The sequence below is a fragment of the Streptomyces qaidamensis genome, from assembly GCF_001611795.1.
GTDB lineage: Bacteria > Actinomycetota > Actinomycetes > Streptomycetales > Streptomycetaceae > Streptomyces > Streptomyces qaidamensis.
The window spans coordinates 25,350-43,741 of sequence record NZ_CP015098.1 but is presented as its reverse complement, the minus strand read 5'-3'; the positions used below and the strand labels follow the sequence as shown (position 1 = coordinate 43,741).

Genomic DNA, 18,392 nt, shown 5'->3' with positions numbered 1-18,392 from the left:
GCAACACCGTCACCGATACCCCTGACAGGCACACTATGGACGCGCACATCACTTCTCAGGACCATCTGCTCAACCAAGGCCCCCGGCCCCCGCAGCTCCCCCCGCCCGGAGAACGGCGTCGACTGCGTGAACTGTGGGGAGCCACCATCGAGGAAGTCGCCGACGCCCTCAATGAGGAGCCAGAAGTCATGTCCGACTGGGAGGCCGGCCAGCACAGCGCCGACACGGCCGACACCTATGCCTACCTGAGACTGCTCAATGCCTTCCGTGAGCAACTCCCCACGACCTACGAACCGGACTGGGCGGCCCTGCGCAAGCGACCGGCAACCCAGGCTGCGGCACCCGCTACCCCCGCGATCCCCGCTCAGGCCAGCGCTCCCGACCCGAAGGCCAAACCATCCCGTCGCGGAGCCCGATGGACCCATGAGGAGAAGGACCGCCTACGCACCGCATTCCTCGCCGGTACCTCCCTGCAAGAAATGGCCGAATCCCTGGGGCGCGGGGAGAAGGCCCTGCGCTGGGCGCTGTACCGCCTCAACCTCATCCCCTTCCCGGTCGACGACGTACCCGCCCCACACGCCGAACCGAAGAAAAAACCCAAGGCCTACACAGTCGCCGAAAAGCGCAAGACCCACCCCAACGCCTACGAACCCTGGAGTACCGAAGACCAGCGCCTGGCCGAATGTTGCGTAACGGGCGCATCGCTGGCCGAGCTGGCACAGGAGTTCGGCCGCAACCAGGGCGGTATCGCCTCCCGCCTCCTCAAGATCGACGCTGACGGGCCCGCTGTGGAAGAGGCCTGGGAGCACGGGGGATAGACCCACGACGCTGCTCCTTTGACAGCACCTCCAACAACTCCTACTGTGATGCCTAATCAGATATCAGAGTGCGCATATAGGGGTGTGGTTTCGGTGCTGCTGACAACCGGGCAGGCAGCCGAGGAGCTGGGCTGCGCTGTCACCACCTTCCGACGCCTCGTGCAGGCCGGACTGCTGCCCGGCCTCTCTCGCCGCGGCGTGCGGGTCATGATCCCCCTCACTGCAGTGCAATCCCTCAGCGCACGCCACCATGCAGCCCTCGGTCGGATCGAGGCCAAGGAGATCGCCGTACTGCGGGTCAACGCCGCCCAGCGAGTCGGCGAGCCAGACCGGGCCTGGATCGGCTTCGCGACTTCTCTCACCCCCGACGACATCCTCAAGGCGCTGCGTGGCTGGTGGCGATGCGACGCGGCCAGCGTCGCGGCTGGGGGAGTGCTGCCGGTGACCCTCTCGGGCTACGTGGTGGCCGTCCTTACCGGCCTGGAGCGGTGGGAGAAGAACAACCAGGGACGGTGCGCCTTCCCCGACGCCCGGCTGGCCGGCTACATCACCGACCTCGCCGCTCCGCAGCTTGTGATCACCTCCCCTGTGGACGCCGACCAGCGGCTCGCCGAGCTGCTGCTGGGCGCCCGGCTCACCTCCCACTCGGGTGGCGCGATCGCCTACGTCCCCACCAACACCACCGGCTGAACTCCCAGGCACGGACAAGGAAGCCCCGATGGACGCACAGAGCTACAACACTGCTCTCGCCGACCTGCGCACCGTGCGGGACAAGATCAAGAAAGCCCGGGCGGAACTGACCCGGCTGGAAAGCGAACGCGACCGGCGCATTGCCCACCTCGCTTCCTACGAGAAGGCAAAGGCCGAGCGGATCGCCCCGGCAGCCGGACTGAGCGTGGCCGACATCGTCTCCCTCGCCCCGGCCCTGGCCCCGGACAGCATTGCCGCCGATCAATCCCCACCGCAGCCCTCAGCCGCCGAACCCGTGGCCCCCGCCGCAGACAGCGAGCCCGAACCGGTCGACCAGACAGCAGCGGTGGCCCCCGCCAACGTCACCACCCGCGATCCACAGTCCGCACCCTCACCGGATCCGGCCGCTGAGAACACCCACGGCCCCCAGCAAGCGGCGCCTACGACACCGAATACGCCGCGCAGCCTGCCCTCCATCCCCGAAGGCGAAGCCGGCGACGCCTGGTGCACCCACACCGCGGGTCTAGCCTCCACCCGGCCCAACTTCACCCAGCAAGCCCGCTCCACCGTCTTCCTGGACACCACCACCGGCGTCCTGGTGCACCGCCACCAGACCCACCACCTCGACCTCGGCAACCAGACGGCCGCCGACATCCTCACCGCCGTCTCCGACACCCTCCCCGAAGGCGCCGAACGCATCTACATCACCGCAGGCGCCCCCTGGCACCGCAACGCCGACCGCTACCCATACCTACGCGACGCCGTCGCCGCCTGGCTCAACGCCCCCACCCCAGGCTGGCGCACCGACACCGGCCGCGGCCGCGACCGGATGGCCGGACACTTCGTCCACGCCCGCAACCCCGTAGGGCGCTACCAGCGCGAAGACGGCAGCCAGCACTGCGAGATCCGCTCGGTGGGGGAATGGTTCGACCTCGACGGCGACGACCCCGCCACCGTCCGCGACGCCTTCGTCCTCCTGTGGCAGACGCTGCGCCGCCACTGGCCTGACGCCGTCGTGATGGGCTCCCCCTCCCAGACCGGCCGCGACCTGTGGACCCGCACTATCCCCCAACGCGGCCAGTACGCCGACGGCTTCCCCGTCCTGTCCGAGGAACTACGCGGCCTGCTGCACGCCACCGCAGGACAAGGCCGCAACGAACTCATCACACCACCCCGCGTCCCCGCCCAACTGCCCCAACTCGTCGAATACGACCGCACCTTCGCCTACGCCAAGCACACCTGGAAATCTCCGGTCGGCACCCCCCGCCGCATCACCGCCGCCACATTCGCCGCCTGGAGCGAGAAAGAACAGAACCGGGCCCTGTACGGCTGCGGCCACTGGCACGTCCGGGTCACCGTTCCCGACACCTGGAACCACGTCGGCCTCCTACCCGCCCCGGCACCGGGCGAGCGTGCCTGGCACTACCCGAGCCAGCCCCGCACCACCTTCACCACCTGGGCCGGCGGCCCTGAAATCCACACCGCTCTGTCCAACCCGATCACACCGTGGAAGGTCGAGATCCTGGACGGCATCCTGTGGGAGAACGGCAAACCACTCGACGACTGGGCCAAGAAACTCAAAGAGACCTGGACCAACCTCTCCGCCCAAGCCCACTTTCAGGGCGACGCCCAGCAGGCCCGCGCCGCCCACCTCGCCTCCCGCGCGGTGCGCGCCATCCTGCTGTACGGCATCGGAGCATTCGCCCAACGCCCCCGCATGGTCACCGGCACCACCCCCCGCACCATGGAGCGAGACGTCCCGCCCGACGCCGAAATCATCGGCTTCGACGACGAACTGATCACCTGGCAACGCCCTAGCGGCTACAGCCGGGACACCAACGCCCACCCCGAATGGACAGCCGCGATCTGGTCCGGCGCACGGGCCGCCCTACTCACCCAGCGCCACCGCGACGACGACACCTACGCCGGAGCCCTGCACACCCCGCCCGGCAGCGTCGTCGCCTTCCGCACCGACGCCGTCTACCTCACCACACCGCAGAACTGGCCCTACCACCATCAGCCCGGAGACTACCTGCTGCGAGGCCACCTCAACGGTCCCCTCACAGCACCCACCACCGAAGAGGACCTCCTCGCTCTGCGCGACGCCGGCCGCGCCGCCCTCGCCTCCCCCGGCCAGGAGACCTGATGCCCCCCCGCTCTCGCCGCCAACAGGCGACGCCACAAGATGAGCTGAACGAAGCCGCGCGACTCGCCGACCGAATCCAACACGTCGGCTACACGAGACGCGACATCGCCCGCATCATCAACCGCGACCCCTCCCTGGTCTCGCAGTTCTACACAAAGAACAAAGGAGCCGCCTTCGTCACGGCCCTGCGCGAAGTCCTCACTGCTATCGAAACCGCCGGCATCACCGAACTGCCCGAACTCGCCGCCATCGCCGCCCGCCACACCCAGCGACGCACCACCGCCTCCGGCTCCCACGCCCGGGTCCGCGGCAAAGCCGTCCTCATCACACCCAGTGGATCTGGAACCGGCCGCGTCGGCGCCCAGGCGATCGCCTCCGGCTCCGCCCGCCTGCGCCCGCTGATCGCCGAAGCCGCCCGCCGAGGCCTACGCCTGGCCCTCACCGTCCGCCTGGCCAAGACCGGCTACCTACTCCCCTCCGGCAGCCGCACCGACTCACCCGGCATCCGCCGCGACGTCATCCAACGCGCTGACCACACTGAAGAGCGCTCCTACGGATCCGCCCAGACCGGCGGCTTCGACGCCGCCGACTTCGCCCGCCGCGTCAACGCCGCAGCTGGCGACGTCACCGCAGCCGTCCACCAATGGCTCGTGGAAACCGGGCGCATTCGCGCGGACGCCCACATCCTCCACCTGGAAATCCGCACCTGGCGCCCCGCCAACCGACCCCGAGACACCGCACCGGGCCCCATCCGGGCGTGACGCGGTGCAGACACACCCTGGCACGGACAGCGGTAGGTTGAACGCCATGGTGAGGTTGTCGGGGAACGAGTACAGGCCGCGATCGCCGCACTCAAACGGATGGCAGGGGAAATGCGAGCCTACCTCGCCGCCGCGCTCGGAATGAGCCAAGCACAGGTCAGCCGACGAACTGCTCCACACCGCCGACGGCCGCGTCTGACCCCCGCGTATGGCGAGTCCGATACGGTTCCGGTCCGGACTCTGGAACGCGGCAGCCCCGACGGAGCTCGTCGAGGCTGCCGCGCAACCAAGTCGTCCCCGCTACCTATGCCATGCCATGGCACAACCAGCAGGCCGGTGGGCTAAGCGGCGGGTGTGTAGGTGACGGTCTGGTTGGGGCAGGCGGCGGCGAGGTCGTTGAGGGCGGTACGTTCGGCGTCATCTACGCTGAGGTTCCAGCGGAGCTTGGTGCCGGTCCATTCAACGGCATACCGGCAGTGGACGTCGGAGGCCGGGGGCATCCACTGGGCGGGGTCCTGGTCGGCCTTGCTGCGGTTGGAGCGGGCGGTGACCGCGACCAGGCTGGCCTCGGCACCCTGGTCATTCGCGTAGGCCTCGCGGCGCTGCGCGGTCCAGGCGGAGGCGCCGCTGTCCCAGGCTTCGGCCAGGGGAACCATGTGGTCGATGTCCAGGCCGGAGGCGGACGTCACCGCGGTCTGGTCGTAGTAAGAGGTCCTAACAGAAGTTGTTGATCATGTGACTTTCGGCTTGGGTGGTCGTTGGTCTGGTCGTGGGGAAACGTCAGTCGCGGCCGTGGATCGTGTCGGACGAACTGTGGTCGCTCATCGAGCCGTTGCTGCCCGAGCCGGGGCCGAAGCTAATGGCGGGCCGGCCGCGGGTGCCGGACCGACAAGCCCTGTGCGGGATCCTGTTCGTGCTGCACACGGGCATCCAGTGGGAGTACTTGCCCCAGGAGCTGGGCTTCGGCTCGGGCATGACCTGCTGGCGGCGCCTGGCCGCCTGGAACGAGGCCGGTGTGTGGGAGAAGCTGCACGTGGTGCTGCTGAAGAAGCTGCGGTCGGCGAAGCAGCTGGACTGGTCGAGGGCGGTGATCGACTCCTCCCATGTGCGGGCGGCCCGACGGGGCCCAAAAGCGGGCCCAGCCCGGTCGACCGCGCACGGCCGGGCAGTAAGCACCACGTCCTCACGGACGGCCAGGGCATCCCGCTCGCGGTGTCGCTGACCGGCGGCAATCGCAATGACGTCACTCAGCTGATCCCGCTGCTGGACAAGGTTCCACCCGTGGCCGGCACGGTCGGGCGGCCGCGGAGACGGCCAGACCTGCTCTTCGCGGACCGCGGCTACGACCATGACAAGTACCGGCGACAGCTGTGGAAACGCGGCATCCGGCCCATGATCGCCGAACGAGGCCAGCCACACGGCTCCGGCCTGGGCATCTTCCGCTGGGTCGTCGAGCGCACCATCTCCTGGTTGCATGGCTTCCGCCGCCTGCGCATCCGCTGGGAACGACGCGACGACATCCATGAAGCCTTACTCGGCCTCGCCACCTGTCTCATCACCCACCGACACGTCCAACGCCTTTGTTAGCACCTCTAAGAGGCCGTTCTCTTTCCGAACCTTGTGTGACGTCCTCGCTGGTCAGACATGAAGTAGCTGCTGCCGCGGGAGCCTTGGCTTGTTGCCGGGCGAGAGGTCGTGGGGGTGGCGGATGCCGTCGATGCGGGCGGTTCTGGAGGCACGGCAGAAGGCCGCAGCCGCGCAGGTGAAGCAACTCGAAGCCGAGTTGGAACGGGTGCGGACGGCTCTGGCGGACGCGGAAGAGGTGCACCGGCGCCGGGTGATCGGCCTGGAGCAGTATCTGGAGGCGCTGGCCGAGGCGGATGCACCCGCCGACATGGCCGGTGAGGTGTCGCGGAGGAAGCCGGTCGGACCGCGCCGGGCGGTTCCTCACCGGCGACACGCGAGCGAGGTGAAGGAGCTGTCGCCGGACTATCAGGCGTTGATGGCCGCCGCGGTCGATGCGGGAGCCGACGGGCTGGGTGCCCGGCGGGCAGCGGTGGTGCTGGGCTGGGACAGCGCGTCCGCCTCCCGGGTCGAAGGTGCGAGGGCCCGGCTGAAGCGGCTGGTGGAACGGGGCTGGCTGGTGGAACCGAAACCGGGCAGGTTCATGCCGCCCGCACCGGAACAGGACACCGGTGCCGGGCGGCCAGGCGGCGGCTCATCAGCATGGTCATCGACCACAGGATGACGGCTTCGCTGGTGTCGGTGCGCCGCTCGTAGTCACGCACCAGGCGCCGGCTGCGCAGGCACCAGGCGAGTGATCGTTCCACGACCCAGCGGCGGGGCAGGACGCGGAAGCCGCGGGTGTCGTCGCTGCGGCGGACGATGTCGAGGACTACTCCGAGCTGTGCTGCACTCCAGTCGCCGAGATGGCCGGTGTAACCGCCGTCGGCCCATACCCGTGTCAGCCGCCCGAAGCGCCCCTTGGCCGTCGGCAGCAGGATGCGGGCGGCGTCCCGGTCGGTGGCCGAGGCCGGTGTGACCAGCACGGCCAGCAGCAGACCGAGCGTGTCGGTGAGCAGGTGACGCTTGCGCCCGTTGATCTTCTTGCCGGCGTCGAAGCCCCGCGAGGTGAGGGCGACGGTGGCGTCCGCCTTCACCGACTGAGAGTCCACCACTGCCGCACTCGGCTCCTGATCACGGCCTTCGGCCTCGCGGACGGCACCGCGCAGCCGGTCGTGCAGTTCGGCCACGAGTCCCGCATCCCGCCAGCGGGCGAAGAAGGCGTACACCCGTGGCCAGGGCGGGAAGTCCGACGGCATCGCCCGCCATTTGATGCCGTTGTCGACGAGGTAGCGGATCGCGTCGATCATCTGCCGGTGGCAGTAGCCCTCCGGCCGCCCGCCCCGGCCGGCCAGCCATCCCGGCACCGGCAGCAGATCCCGTACCAGGGCCCACTCGTCATCGCTCATGTCCGAGCCGTACCGGGGCCGACGCCCCGGGAGGTCGGCCGCGTTCCCGAACCTGTGGGCGAGACAGTCACACCCAGGAGTGGACGTACTGGACCCGGCAACCGTGACCACGCGACACTTCGACAACAGGGCCTCTTGCTCCTCGCTGGACTCGACATCCGCGAGCTACCAAGAGGCCCTTCTTCCATGCATCCTCACCGGCCGACTCACCCGGACCAGGCCCCTGTTCGAACCCGATCGACTCCACGAGCGGATAGAGAACAGCCAGTTAGCTTGTCGTTTAACCTCGGCTCTCGATGAGACGGGCGAGTGATTCTGTGGGCCAGCAGAGCCACTGCAGAACTGGGTTGGTGACCACGAAGTAGTGGGCGCTGACCCGACCTCGCTCCTTGTCCAGGATCTGCGGGGCCTCATCGCGGTAGACGTAGCGGAGATAGCGGCGGCGGATCGGTGCTCCTGCTATCAGCAGCACTGGTGAGGCGACAAGGACGGCCAGCTGGACCAGGACTTTCACGACTGTGAGCTTGGCTCTCTCCTCATAGCGCATGCGCTCAGTGTGCTGGCCCTCTGTGTCACTCGTCAGCCTGTTCTGCGGGGTTTGGTGCCCACCTTGTGGTGGGCGGGACGGCTGTATGCCTCGCCGGTGGCGAGGACGCGTCCCACGTCATGACGGATAGCCGGATAGCGGTTCTTCGAGCCGGGCGGTCGGCCTGGGCCGGGACGGGAGGGTTTCGGTGCGCCGACGGGTGAGCCGGTCTTCGCGTGCAGGTTTCTGAACCCTCTGCGGACGCGGGCGGGTGTCATTTTGTTCGGCTCGGTCGGCTTTTCCCAGGGCCTGCGAAGGTCGGTGGCCAGCGGGCGGGCGATCCGGAGCTGGGCATAGGCGGCGATGACGAGCCAGGTCCACCGGTCGGCCGCTTCCGAGCTGCGGAGCCGGGGCTTGGTCCACCCGAGGGTCTGCTTGAACAGGCGGAATGTGTGCTCGATGTCGAAGCGGCGGAGGAAGGACTGCCAGCAGCGGTCGACGTCCGCTTCGGTGGCGCCGATTCGCGACCACCACAGCCAGACCGGCCTGTTGACTCCGCCGCTGGGCAGCTTCTCCACGGCTAGGCGGATGACGGTGCCCTCGATGATGGGCAGCGGCCCGTTGTGGTCGAGCCATGCGGCCCGGTGGGTCAGCCGCGGGTGCAGCCGGTCCCATGCCTGCGCGGTCGCCTTCCCATAGAGCCGGGTGGCCGTGGCGGTCACGGCCTGCTCGGTGCCCCAGGTTGCGGCGTCACCGAAGACGAACTCGCCGCCGTGCTTGGGTGGCCGGCCGCCCTTGGGGTTGGCCAGGTGGAACTCTTCGCGGGAGGGTGTCGGACGCCGCATCACCCGGTCTGAACGGAGTCGGCCGAGGATCTCGACGGGCAGGTCACTCAGCAGGTGGGCGATGCGCGGGGCGTCGTATCCGGCGTCCAGCACGACCAGGACCTCCGGGTCACCCGGTCGCCACTGGCCGGCGGTGACTAGCCGCTCGACGACCTCGCGGATCTGCACCGTGGTCACGGCGGCGACGTCGGCGCCGGGCTCCAGGCGGACAGCGTCCAGCACCGCCGTCCAGGACGTGCGGCCGGTCTCCAGCGCAGCCACCACCGAGTACGGCCAGCCTGGCACCATCTGATGCTTGCCCTCGCCCCGGCCGAAGGTGTGGCAAAAGGCACGGTTGGCAGAGGTGTTGGCGTCCGGTCGCAGCCACGGCGAGACATCGACGGCCAGTACGAGCCGACCGTCCGCCGCCCTCGGCAGCGGCACCTCGGTCAGGGCACGACGCAGCCGTGCGACGTCGATCCGGCCCTGGTTGAGTCCGCCGTACAGAGCCCCGTGACCTCGGCGGTGTTCGGGCGCGAGCGCGAGATCAACCAGCGTCCGAACCGGCCCGTCCGTGCACAGCAGCGCGTCGCACAACTCGAACAACGCGTCGCCCCGCGTGGTCAGACACGCGTACAACTCCGACCGGAAGCGTGACACTTCCGCGAACGCATCCCGCAGGACGCCCTGATGCACCAAACTCACGACCACGGCCTTCGCGCTGATCCACTCTGTGACGGAGCACAGGATCAGACGAAGGCCGCCTACACGTCCGCCGAACTGCGAGAACGCTGATCAAGTTCGAGCCGCGTTCGACGCTGGACGTTAAACGACAAGGTTAGACGTCATCTCAATTGGTATGTGATGGCGTAGATAGTCGCTGGCAGGCGTGCTGTGGGGGAGGGTTGAATGCCGTGGTGAGCGACTACTGGACACCCGCGCATCAAGCGGTCGAGCAGGAGGACGCTGAGGCCCTGGCCCGGTTGTTGGCCGCTGGTTCCGATCCCGACGAGGTCTTCAGCAACATGACGCTGCTGACGCACGCGATCGACGTTGAGGGCGATGGGGCCCTGCAGAGCGGGCAGCCGTTGACTGTGCACACCACGGCCGTGTTGCTGGCCTTTGGTGCTGATCCGGAGCTCGCAGACCCAGACGGCCGTACCCCCATGGACATGGCCAACCACTACGGCCACGACCTGGCGATGAAACTGCTGCAGACCCACATCAGCAGACGAGCCGCCGAAAACAGATGAGGGTGCAGGCGATGCGAAGGTCACGGCGACGAGAAGGCCACCACGTGCGCGTACTTCCTGACCTGGGCCGCAGTGACGGACGACGCCTGGCCCTACCGCAAGAGCTTCGCCTGGCGGCAAGCCGTCGCCGACCTCGGTGCGGTCGGCACGCTCACCCGCATGTACCGGCCGCAGACCAACGGAAAGGTTGAACGCTTCAACCGCACCCTGCTCGACAAGTGGGCCTACCTGCGGCCCTGCACCGCCAACGACGAACGCACTGCAGCCCTGGCAGACTTCCTCCCCACACCTACAACCACCACCGCTTCCACACCGCACTCGGCGGCCAACCGCCCATCAGCCGTGAACAACGCTTCAGGTCAATTCACCTAGCTCCTGACGCACGTCCAGATAGCAGCGCAGCCGTACGCCGGGCTCACCAGGGACCCGAGTAGCACCGTCCGCCAGCGCGGTCGCCCACCGCCCGGCAAGAGCCTCCTGGATGGCGAACGCGGTCTGGTCGTCGGCGGCCGCGACTTCAACCACGGCCAGGCCTGGCTGCGCCACATGTGCTTCGTTGATCGACTTCATGTATGGCATTACGCCCGGCCGCCCGCAAAGTTCCGTCGATTTCGGCTTCTTCACACGACCGGGTAGAGGCTCTCCGGGCCGGGAGAGCGGGCTGCCCCGGCCACCACAAGCGGTCCTGGACGAAGGCGGCCGACGAACGACATCGGGCCCTTCCTCGTACATTGGTCCTGCCTCTACGCTGTCCCAGTGTCCAAGTGTTCCCAGCCAGGCGTCAGCGCCGTCACCCAGGGGAGAGCGTGGACGTCCCAACGTTGATCGTGCTGGGCGCAGCGGGCGGTCTGCTGCGGGGGGCCGTGGACCTCTACACCCGCTTCGTGTCCTGGCAAGCCGTCCGCCTCGCCTGTCTTCAAGCGGGCAACCAAGCCCCGCGGTTCCGGGAGTACTTCGACCCCTCCACCGACATCGTCGCACCCGCAGTGCACACCGTCATGGGGGCCGGCGCAGCAGTGCTGTTCGGCACCACAGGACAGATCAGCGGCGCGTACGCCGCACTCGTTGTCGGCATGTCGGCTCCCATGCTGCTCACCCAACTCACCCGCGTCCAGACAGTGAACGAGGTGATCACCGGTGACCGCCCGGCGCCTGAGACGGCGCAGACGGCGGCAGAGAACGGGACCACTGCCACCGGCGCGCTGGCCGGTACCGGACCCGCAGGGGCCGTAGGGCCGCCACTCTTCCCAGTGGAGCCCGGGCTCGCGCCTTCTGCGGGCCCGGCCCATCCCTCCGCCCCAAACCCGAGCTCACGGCCCACTGCCCGGTCCTCGGCCAGGCCGCCCGCTGCAGTCACTCGCGCGCAGGATCCCGGCCCCGAAGAGCCCCCAGCGGACGAAGCCCAACTCCATGAGCCCGCGCGCCCCACGAGTACCCCGCTGGCTGCCGACGCGCCCGACGGGACGGGATCTGGCATCGATGGGCGCAGCGCGCCACGATGGCGGCACGGCCCGGTGATGGGGGAGGAGGGGCTGTGAACAGCGTTCCGCAGCACCTGCTCAGCGAGGACCGCCAAGAGTACGAGCGGCTCCTCGATGAGGCGCTGCGCTCCGCACCACATCGCCCTGAACTGGCCGCAGCCGCACGGCGACTCAATCCCGAACAACTGCGCACCATGGCACTCAACGCGACCGCACTCATCACAGCGGCCGCAGCGACGGAGTACCAGTACTACCTGAAGGTCCGCGAGGAAATGCCCGACCCGGCGCACCAGTCCGCGGGCCGGGCTTCCACCGCCTCCTCGTCGGCCCCTTCTCGCTCCGCCCTCCGCCCGGCGGCCACAGGCAGACCTGGCCCAGCAGGTCCGGGCCGTCGAATCGGCGGGGCCGTTCCCAGTGCTGGACCATCCAGCGGCCGCCGAGTTGATGGTGTCGCTGCGCAGCGATGGGCCAGGATGTCTTATGGACGTCGCCTTCTGGCAGCGCTGCTTGGTCTGCATGTACGTCCAGAGGCGCCAGCAGGCGGCGCGATGGATTCCCGCAGAGTAGATCAAACCTCGAGGGAGGCGGGCGAATCTAGGGCATTGTCGTTCTTCGCTCTGCCTGCCGCCGTCCTGTCCGCAACGGTCACTGCGATCTTCCTCCTCGCTGGCTTCGCCCTCACGCTGTTCAATGCAGCGTCGAAGGCCGCCCGTCCCATGATCACGGCTGGGTTGGTGTCGGGGGCCGTTGCTGCGGGCGCACTTGTCCTCGTTTGGGCCATCTCCCGTCGTCGGCCGTCTTCACTTGATGACATGTCATACGGCGAGATAAACGAAAAGGTGGGGCGAGCCAGAGAAGCGTGGCGCAAGGCTCTGCTGGAGCGCGGCATCCTGCCCTTCCTGCGGGAGGCACTGACCGACCCTGACAGTGCTGCAGCCCTTTTGTCTGCGCCGCCAGCGCCGACCAGCCGTATGCCGCGCCTCGGTTACGACCGCCCCGGTTTTTCGCGTCCCGATAGCGGAGCCCCGGGGCAGCGCCCGAGTTTCACCAGTCCGGACTACAGCAGCCCAGACTTCGGCGGCCCCGATCATCAGCCGGAGTGACTCGGGCACCGCTACGTCACCCTTCACCTGAAACAGGCCCTTGATCTTTGGACGTTGTTGCAGACGCCCCCGAGAAGCGGTTCCTCCCCGATCCTCCAGTTGCCTGGACTGTGGGACTGCCGGAAGAGGTAGCCGGAAACCTGTGAAGCTGCGCGGCACCGCGGCCAAGCCTCCGCGGGCCTTCGCTCGCGCACTGTTCAGGCGGCCGGAGGTGTGGCGGGGTGGGTGCCGATCCATGACAGGCCGCCGAGGTCGAGGTGATGCCGACCGCGGGTGACAGCGACGTAGGCGAGGCGGGCATCGGTGTCACTGACCGGCTCGGGGATCGGGCGGCCGTGCGCGTCCTGTTGATCGGTGTCCTTGGGCGGGGGAAAGTCGTCAGCGATTCTGACGGTGGGCCATTCGCGGCCCTTCGCCGTGTGGGCCGTGGAGACGGTGACGTCGGCGACCTTCTCCTCGGTGAGCTGGTTGATCGCGGCCAGGATGGCGTCGGGTCCGTGGGTGTCGACGAGGTCCACGAAGGGCTGCAGGTCACCGCCGGCGGGGTCGTGTTCGGCGTACTCCTGCAGCTCGCCCCAGGAGCTGAAGAGGACGAGTTCGGGGTGGGAGGTTCGGCGGCCGTCCTTGAGGTCGCGGGCCGCGAGTGCCAGTGCGGCCAGAGTGTGCCCGCCGCGGGTCAGTGCGACGCGGTGACCGTCGCCGAGCAGGCGCATGACCTCGGTCATGGCGCCGATGTTGGTGCGGCACAGCACTGCGTCGGGGCAGTCGAGGTCGCCGACCTGTGCGGGGATGGTCTCGGTGCCGGTGAGCCTGATGGGGGCGTCGGTGAGCGCCAGCCACCGGTTGGCTTCTTCGGCGATCAGCGGGCCGAAACGGAAGGAGCGGGTCAGGGTGAGGGGCATGGCGTCGAAACCGGTCATCACGTCCCTGGCGCCGCGCCAGCCGTAGATGGCCTGGGCGGAGTCACCGACCATGACGAGCTGGGCATGGGCGCGCTGGGCGGCGAAGACCTTCTCCAGAACAGGGTTGGTGTCCTGGGCTTCGTCGAGGAAGAGGAAGTCCGCTTCGAGTCTCGGTTCGGTCAGGGCCCACATTTTCAGGTAGTGGTCGTGTTCGAAGCGGACCACACCCTGATCGGGGTCGTGCAGGTCGGCCCAGGCCTTGCGGGCGAACGGCAGTGCCTGTTGTGCGAGTTGGGCGTGCTCGTCTGCGGTGTCCAGGCCACGCAGATTCGGTACGTGGTGGCGGGCCAGGGTGCGGTCGGCGGAGTAGCAGTAGCGGGTCACGGTCCGCAGTACGGTGTGGGACAGCGCTCTGGGGCTGATCTCGTGGGAGCCGATGCGGACCGGGTGTGTGATGCCGAGTGCCTGGCCGGTCTTCCACGCGGGCTGGCGGGGGCTGTTGAGCCGGCTCGTGTAGCGGTGGCCGACGGCGGCGTAGGCCGTTGCATGGGCGGTCTTGCACACCACGGTGCGGGGGAAGCGGGTGGCGGCGTCCCGGGCGATGTCCTTGTTGAAGGCGAGGTAGCGGCCGCGGCGGCGGGTGCTGGCGGCGAGCAGGCCGAGCGTGCTGGTCTTCCCCGTTCCGGCGCCGGCCTGAATGACGAGATGGTGGCCTGCCTCAAAGGCCTCGACGGTGTGGGCTTGTTCATCGGTGGGCGTGCGCAACGAGGGCTCCGTGAAAGAGAGAAGAGAGAAGAGAGAGGCGCAGAGCGGAGGGAAAGAGATCGCCGCCGCCGCGTTGTACGCGAAGGGAAGGGGAGAGAAGAGGACCGTTACGGGGCTGTCGATGTGCGGCGGTGCTGACGGCCGTGCAGGAGGCCAGCCGCGCAGGCCAGGACCTCTTCAGGGGTATGGCGGGCGAGCAGGCTCTCGAGCCGTTTCTCCAGGCGGCGGGCGCGTTCTTGTTGGTCCCGGGCAACACCTGCGCTCACCCGCTGGCGGAGTACGTCCTGGGGACGCTGTCCCACGGCGGCGGCGTCCTGGCGCAGGGCCTGGTCGGCGTCCTGGCTGAGTGCGATGTTGATCACGACCTGGCCGTGCCGGTCGGGATAGTGCGTGGTCAGCACGTCGATCGGCAAGCGTGTACCCAGCCGACGCCGCAGCGCATGCAGGGCGCCGCCCGGATGGCGTGCACTGTGGAGCGCCATCAGGCGTGTGCGGTCCGCGTTCGCGGCCAGAGGCACGCCATCGGATGCCGCGCTAAGTTCGCCGTGGGTGGCTGGTCGGGTCAGGGTGATCTCGACGGCGTGGTGCGGTGTCACGGTCGGGCTGCCTGTCGTGCACGGCCCGCAGGGCCGGGGCGTCGGGCGGGGGCGGGCAGGCGGGTGTGGATGTGCGTGTGGTGGCGGATCGGGTCGAAGAGCTCGAAGTCGGCCACCGCCAGGTCGGCGGCCGTCGGGGTGGTGGCATGCTGCGGACAGCGCTGGGCGCGCCAGCGCAGCTGCTCGGCGTAGGGGAGGCGGCTGAGGTCGTATACCGCCATCACGTCGGCGGGCAGGGCCAGTTGGCCGTCCGCCGCGGTGGTGGGCATCAGCTTCCAGGTGCCGGCCGGGGCGTCGGAGGTGAGTAGCGGGCTGGTGCAGCGGTGGCGGCGCCGGGTCTGGGCGACGCACAGGATCTCGTCCACCGGCCGGGCGGCGAGATAACGGACGTACAGCAGCTGCACGATGGGCCGGGCTGGCCGGCAGACGGCTGGCCGTGATGGCGGACTGTCCGGCGAGGCCGGGGCAGGGGTGAAGGTGCCGGTGTCGATCAGGCGGCGCGAGCGAACGGCCAGCGACCGGCGCAGTCCGGCCAGCTCGGGGAGAGGTGGGGGAGTGTCCCGGGCGGGGCAGACGGCGGCGTGCGGCAGACGGCACCAGCTGCTGCCGTCCCCGGCCGGGTTGGCGACGCCGGAGCTGACATGCCAGCGCCACGCCACTGGTACCTGGGCGGTCGGCAGTTCGTGGGGATGCAGACGCACCGGCCGGCGGTCGCTGCGGTGGTACCACTCGATCCGGTTGCCGCACTCGCGGCACCGGTCGCTCTGGCCGCAGCGCAGCAGCCGGCTCGCGCCGTTGGGGGTGACCTGCAAGGAACGGCGCACGCGATGGGTGATGGGGCTGCCGTCCCAGTGCCGCGATGGGGGAGGTGTGGAGCGCATGCGCGCGAACCTGCCAGCCACCACGCCGACCCTGCGGCAGCGCTGCCGCAGGGTCACCTGCCTGGCCGCACGTTATGCGACTGGCATGCGAATGATCATGCGCACGTTCGAGGTGGTCTCGTCGGTTCGGGTGATCCGCCGTGGCCGCTCGGACGGAGGACTCAGTCCCCGCTCGCTCCCGGCAGGTCGTGCCCGCGGCACAGCGTGCCGAAGAGCTCGTCGAACGGGGTGCCCAGCGCATGGGCGAGCGCGTGCCAGGTCTTCAGCGTGCCGATGGTGCGGCCCTGCTCGATTTCGATGACGGTGCGCCTGGCCAGGCCGCTGCGGGCGGCGAGCTCGTCGTAGGTCCACCCGCGCGCGGCCCGCAGACGCGCGAGCTCCAACCGCAGCGCGTCGAGGTCCGGATCGGGCGGCAAGATCGTCACCCGTCCATCCGACGGTGCAGACCCCTGCCCTGTCAGTGCAGACCTCTGCCCTACTTCTGCAGGTGGCGGCAGCGGCGAGAGGGCAGACCTCTGCACTATGGTGGGCCGTCGCCCCACAGCCACCGACGAAACCGGCGCGCACGCAACAGGAGGAACACGCGCCCATGAGGCTGCGCACAGCATGCCCGGCGACACCACGAACCTGGACCGTGGAACTACGCCCACACCCCAGCGGGCTTCTCCTCGTATGCCGCCAATGCCCGCGCGGCAGCGGACAGGTCACCGCAGGCTCCGCCCGCTCGGCCGCTCTCGCGCACCTCGCACGACATGCACGTGGTGACCTGCTCCCGCCCCACCTGCGGACCTGTCGATGCCACGAGCGCGGCTGCCGCTGGCATCCCCGCCACCGCGGCTGCGCCGGCCCCATCCACCTCCTCCTCGCACGCGAACGCGGCGGACGACTCTGGCGACTCGCCGACGCCTGCAGCGCCTGCGCCGCAGCAACAACACACGCCGCCGTCGTCCCCGACACAACCCTCGTCCGCGCCCCGGAGCCCACAGCACCCCGGCGCCGCAGACGGATCCCCAGAGGCCCGGGCGAGCGGGTCCGAGTTCGCGAAATGCTCAGCTACCTGGCTGCCGCGCTGCCCGAAAGCACCCCGGCCGCAGCACGCCTGCTCGCACTGCAGTGCGCGCTCCGCGTGGACACAGCCATGCAGGTCCGCCTACCCAAAGGCATGCTGCGCAGCCTCCGCCTCGACACCCCAGACCTGTGGCGCGAGCTGGAACATGCACGATGGCTGCGTATCAGCCCGGCAAGCGCCGCCAGCGAAGTTGGGGCTGAACTACTCGATGCCGCACTGCTCAGCCAGGCCCCCGCACGCCCCGACCGCACGCAGGCAGCAGACTGGGCACTCCGTGTCGCCAGCCCCTCGACGGCTGGGGCGAAGGCGGGCCCACTGCCGCAGCTGGCAAGCCTCTACCTCACTGCACACGCCGACCCGGACACCGGAACCGGTCTGACAGGGCTCGACCAGATGGCCCGCGCCTGCGGAACCCAACCCGCTGACTTGGTCAGCACATTTGATCAGCTGGCCGTGACCGGATTGCTCAAGTCCTGGCAGACCTGCAGAGACTGGGGAGATCTGCATTGGAGTCTGGCGGGCCTTCAGGGGAAGACGCGGCATCGAGCTGTTGCCCGCCCTGGCATTCGGCGAGGTCAGGCGCCATCAACTTCTTGAGGTCGCTGCTTTGTGGCGCTTGCCGGGGTCTTCACGGCGAAAACCGGCAGGCACAACGGGATCGTCGCCTCGCCCATGCCCCGCCACCTGGACGACCGGCGAGTCGGCCTCCGTGCGCTCGTCGGCGAGCTGCTCGCGCATCCACTGCCATACCCGCTCGGCCACGGCGAGCTCGTCCCGCTCGTCCTGCACCTCCGCTAGCTGCTTCTCCCGCTGTTCTCGAGTCCGTCCAGCTCCGCACGCCGCGCGGAGATCCGCTCCAGCACCTCGGGTCCATCATGCGCTGGAGGGTAGGAGCGGCACCCGCGACTACGGACCGGAATCCAACAAACCCGCCCCTGGAACCAGCACGAGCACCCCGACACTGCGTCACCCCAGCACCTGATCAGCTATTTCAAGATGGCGCAGTTTCTCTGAAGGACTCCCTCGGGGAGTTGTGTCCTGGAGAAGTTGCACGGCTACCGAAACGGGCAGCCACTCGCCCGTGCGGTCGATGCGGCGGAGGGAACGGCTCGCCTCGCCGACGTGGACACCGCCACACCCGCCCAGGTATGGCGCCAGCACCGCGCCGCCTGCGGCGTCAGCAGGGCTGAACACACCGCCTACACGGACGGCGCCGCCCAGGCCTCTGCCCTCCTCATGGACTAGCCCCGCCTGCTGACCGACGCCGTACCGCTGGCTCACCTGCGCCGCACGGGCTCCTTCCACCGCCGCAGAGCTACCGCTACGTTGACCTACCCGCGCTGCGCACCCTGGTTTCCGGACACGAAGCTGCCAACGAACTCCTCAATGATCTCAGCGCAGCAGGCAAACCGGCCCCAGCTCGTCCCGCCGCGTCACTCCCCTCTCCTCAGGCCGCCGGTCCTGGACACGCTCGCCACAGCTTGCGCTCCGCCGTTCTGCTTACGGCACCCTGATCCCTGTCGGCCTCAGGCCTGGGCGCGGTCCTCGGGCCACGGCCAGGTAGCCTCCGTGCCCGGAGGCCGGGTTGGGGGCGAGTAGGTGCAT

General features: G+C 69.1%; 18 protein-coding genes and 3 pseudogenes. 11 read left to right on the top strand and 10 right to left on the bottom strand.

The window, feature by feature from the left end; genetic code table 11:
• Positions 1 to 35 precede the first annotated feature (35 nt).
• From A4E84_RS00160 to A4E84_RS00145, 4 genes are all read left to right on the top strand, one after another.
• Positions 36 to 818, top strand: coding sequence for a hypothetical protein (locus A4E84_RS00160; protein WP_159029526.1), 783 nt, complete (start codon positions 36 to 38; stop codon positions 816 to 818).
• Between the two features lie 93 nt (positions 819 to 911).
• Positions 912 to 1,508, top strand: a complete 597-nt coding sequence (locus tag A4E84_RS00155) for a helix-turn-helix domain-containing protein (protein ID WP_062924579.1) — start codon at positions 912 to 914, stop codon at positions 1,506 to 1,508.
• 28 nt (positions 1,509 to 1,536) lie between these two features.
• Complete coding sequence (locus A4E84_RS00150) at positions 1,537 to 3,654, top strand: hypothetical protein (RefSeq protein ID WP_062924578.1); 2,118 nt, start codon at positions 1,537 to 1,539, stop codon at positions 3,652 to 3,654.
• Positions 3,654 to 4,415, top strand: a complete 762-nt coding sequence (locus A4E84_RS00145) for a hypothetical protein (protein ID WP_062924577.1) — start codon at positions 3,654 to 3,656, stop codon at positions 4,413 to 4,415. The genes A4E84_RS00150 and A4E84_RS00145 overlap by 1 nt, the downstream gene beginning before the upstream one ends.
• A 341-nt stretch (positions 4,416 to 4,756) precedes the next feature.
• On the opposite strand, the pseudogene A4E84_RS00140 reads toward A4E84_RS00145, so the two are convergent.
• Positions 4,757 to 5,125: pseudogene (locus A4E84_RS00140) on the bottom strand (HNH endonuclease family protein); the annotation flags it as partial.
• Positions 5,126 to 5,166: 41 nt separating this feature from the next.
• Between A4E84_RS00140 and A4E84_RS40040 the strand changes: the two are divergent.
• Positions 5,167 to 6,002, top strand: a pseudogene (locus tag A4E84_RS40040) (IS5 family transposase).
• Between the two features lie 130 nt (positions 6,003 to 6,132).
• Positions 6,133 to 6,663, top strand: coding sequence for a hypothetical protein (locus tag A4E84_RS40035; protein WP_079128790.1), 531 nt, complete (start codon positions 6,133 to 6,135; stop codon positions 6,661 to 6,663).
• On the opposite strand, the gene A4E84_RS00125 is transcribed toward A4E84_RS40035, so the two are convergent.
• From A4E84_RS00125 to A4E84_RS00115, 3 genes are all read right to left on the bottom strand, one after another.
• A complete protein-coding gene (locus A4E84_RS00125; RefSeq protein ID WP_107308240.1) occupies positions 6,581 to 7,387 on the bottom strand; it encodes an IS5 family transposase in 807 nt (268 codons plus the stop codon). The two genes, A4E84_RS40035 and A4E84_RS00125, sit on opposite strands and share 83 nt — an antisense overlap.
• Positions 7,388 to 7,667: 280 nt before the next feature.
• Positions 7,668 to 7,934, bottom strand: coding sequence for a hypothetical protein (locus A4E84_RS00120; protein WP_062924574.1), 267 nt, complete (start codon positions 7,932 to 7,934; stop codon positions 7,668 to 7,670).
• A 32-nt stretch (positions 7,935 to 7,966) separates the two neighbouring features.
• Positions 7,967 to 9,442, bottom strand: coding sequence for an NF041680 family putative transposase (locus A4E84_RS00115; RefSeq protein WP_237304718.1), 1,476 nt, complete (start codon positions 9,440 to 9,442; stop codon positions 7,967 to 7,969).
• Between the two features lie 212 nt (positions 9,443 to 9,654).
• Here A4E84_RS00115 and A4E84_RS00110 point away from each other — a divergent pair, with 212 nt between their 5' ends.
• A complete protein-coding gene (locus A4E84_RS00110; protein WP_062931198.1) occupies positions 9,655 to 9,990 on the top strand; it encodes an ankyrin repeat domain-containing protein in 336 nt (111 codons plus the stop codon).
• Between the two features lie 72 nt (positions 9,991 to 10,062).
• A pseudogene (locus A4E84_RS41840) lies at positions 10,063 to 10,362 on the top strand (integrase core domain-containing protein); the annotation flags it as partial.
• On the opposite strand, the gene A4E84_RS00100 reads toward A4E84_RS41840, so the two are convergent.
• A complete protein-coding gene (locus tag A4E84_RS00100) occupies positions 10,345 to 10,560 on the bottom strand; it encodes a DUF6207 family protein (RefSeq protein ID WP_062931197.1) in 216 nt (71 codons plus the stop codon). The pseudogene A4E84_RS41840 and the gene A4E84_RS00100 overlap by 18 nt on opposite strands.
• 1,513 nt (positions 10,561 to 12,073) lie before the next feature.
• On the opposite strand from A4E84_RS00100, the gene A4E84_RS43190 reads away from it, so the two are divergent.
• A complete protein-coding gene (locus A4E84_RS43190; protein ID WP_162494360.1) occupies positions 12,074 to 12,574 on the top strand; it encodes a hypothetical protein in 501 nt (166 codons plus the stop codon).
• Between the two features lie 197 nt (positions 12,575 to 12,771).
• Here the strand turns inward: A4E84_RS43190 and A4E84_RS00090 are convergent, their stop codons facing one another.
• The 4 genes from A4E84_RS00090 to A4E84_RS00075 all read right to left on the bottom strand — a co-directional run bounded on the left by A4E84_RS00090 (position 12,772) and on the right by A4E84_RS00075 (position 16,143).
• The gene (locus A4E84_RS00090; protein ID WP_062924571.1) at positions 12,772 to 14,241 is read right to left on the bottom strand and encodes a UvrD-helicase domain-containing protein; all 1,470 of its coding nucleotides are present in this window, start codon (positions 14,239 to 14,241) and stop codon (positions 12,772 to 12,774) included.
• A 107-nt stretch (positions 14,242 to 14,348) separates the two neighbouring features.
• Positions 14,349 to 14,837, bottom strand: a complete 489-nt coding sequence (locus tag A4E84_RS00085; RefSeq protein ID WP_062924570.1) for a hypothetical protein — start codon at positions 14,835 to 14,837, stop codon at positions 14,349 to 14,351.
• Positions 14,834 to 15,661 (bottom strand): DUF6083 domain-containing protein, encoded by an 828-nt coding sequence (locus tag A4E84_RS00080; protein ID WP_335340812.1) that lies wholly within the window; start codon positions 15,659 to 15,661, stop codon positions 14,834 to 14,836. The genes A4E84_RS00085 and A4E84_RS00080 overlap by 4 nt, the downstream gene beginning before the upstream one ends.
• 218 nt (positions 15,662 to 15,879) lie before the next feature.
• A complete protein-coding gene (locus tag A4E84_RS00075; RefSeq protein ID WP_062924569.1) occupies positions 15,880 to 16,143 on the bottom strand; it encodes a helix-turn-helix transcriptional regulator in 264 nt (87 codons plus the stop codon).
• Between the two features lie 620 nt (positions 16,144 to 16,763).
• Between A4E84_RS00075 and A4E84_RS45380 the strand changes: the two genes are divergently transcribed.
• A complete protein-coding gene (locus tag A4E84_RS45380; protein ID WP_335340811.1) occupies positions 16,764 to 17,384 on the top strand; it encodes a hypothetical protein in 621 nt (206 codons plus the stop codon).
• Here the strand turns inward: A4E84_RS45380 and A4E84_RS43655 are convergent.
• A complete protein-coding gene (locus tag A4E84_RS43655; protein WP_174569396.1) occupies positions 17,373 to 17,576 on the bottom strand; it encodes a hypothetical protein in 204 nt (67 codons plus the stop codon). The genes A4E84_RS45380 and A4E84_RS43655 overlap by 12 nt on opposite strands.
• Positions 17,577 to 17,909: 333 nt before the next feature.
• Here A4E84_RS43655 and A4E84_RS45155 point away from each other — a divergent pair, with 333 nt between their 5' ends.
• On the top strand, positions 17,910 to 18,032 hold the full coding sequence (locus tag A4E84_RS45155; RefSeq protein WP_257784313.1) for a hypothetical protein: 123 nt from the start codon (positions 17,910 to 17,912) through the stop codon (positions 18,030 to 18,032).
• Positions 18,033 to 18,392 lie beyond the last annotated feature (360 nt).

Coding starts and splice junctions, on each gene's coding strand:
- A4E84_RS00145 (WP_062924577.1), top strand. CDS start 3,654: ATGCCCCCCCGCTCTCGCCGCCAACAGGCGACGCCACAAGATGAGCTG.
- A4E84_RS00100 (WP_062931197.1), bottom strand. CDS start 10,560: ATGAAGTCGATCAACGAAGCACATGTGGCGCAGCCAGGCCTGGCCGTG.
- A4E84_RS00120 (WP_062924574.1), bottom strand. CDS start 7,934: ATGCGCTATGAGGAGAGAGCCAAGCTCACAGTCGTGAAAGTCCTGGTC.
- A4E84_RS00150 (WP_062924578.1), top strand. CDS start 1,537: ATGGACGCACAGAGCTACAACACTGCTCTCGCCGACCTGCGCACCGTG.
- A4E84_RS40035 (WP_079128790.1), top strand. CDS start 6,133: ATGCGGGCGGTTCTGGAGGCACGGCAGAAGGCCGCAGCCGCGCAGGTG.
- A4E84_RS00160 (WP_159029526.1), top strand. CDS start 36: ATGGACGCGCACATCACTTCTCAGGACCATCTGCTCAACCAAGGCCCC.
- A4E84_RS00125 (WP_107308240.1), bottom strand. CDS start 7,387: ATGAGCGATGACGAGTGGGCCCTGGTACGGGATCTGCTGCCGGTGCCG.
- A4E84_RS45380 (WP_335340811.1), top strand. CDS start 16,764: ATGCTCAGCTACCTGGCTGCCGCGCTGCCCGAAAGCACCCCGGCCGCA.